This window comes from Lysinibacillus sp. RU7, from assembly GCF_057837305.1.
Window position 1 is genome coordinate 52,164 of sequence record NZ_JBYQFK010000033.1, and the last position, 451, is coordinate 52,614.

The following is a 451-nucleotide window of genomic DNA, read 5'->3' on the forward strand; positions in this document are numbered from 1 at the left end:
TAACGCGGCTTTTTGCTCGGATAGCGCAGCTTTTTGACCGTTTACACTGGGCTTTTGCTCGGATACGGCAAGGTTTTGCTCGCACCAAGAGTTTTGACCGGATAACGCGGCTTTTTGCTCGGATAGCGCAGCTTTTTGACCGTTCACCGCGGGCTTTTGCTCGGATACGGCAAGGTTTTGCTCGCACCGAATGATTTTGATCGGATGCAGCAACTTTTTGACAGATACCGCAGCTTTTTAACCGTTCAATGTCGACAGTTTTAAGGTGATTTATATACATGAATATATTGGAATTTCTGTAACCGTCCTAAATTATTAACGTCTAATTGTGTTAAAGGAGTGATGATCTTGAAACATTTCATTGTATTTATTAGGGCTCTTCACCAAAACATGTGCTTGACTAAGAGCCCTACTGAATCCATTCGGCATTGCATTCTAGTAAAATCGTCTC

Annotated in this window: 1 protein-coding gene; it reads right to left on the bottom strand. The window is 42.8% G+C overall.

Translation table 11 applies throughout. The features are described 5' to 3' along the window. A partial coding sequence (locus AC3II9_RS19060) for a hypothetical protein (RefSeq protein ID WP_489157997.1) occupies positions 1-213 on the bottom strand: 213 nt, incomplete at its 3' end. Positions 214-451 lie beyond the last annotated feature (238 nt).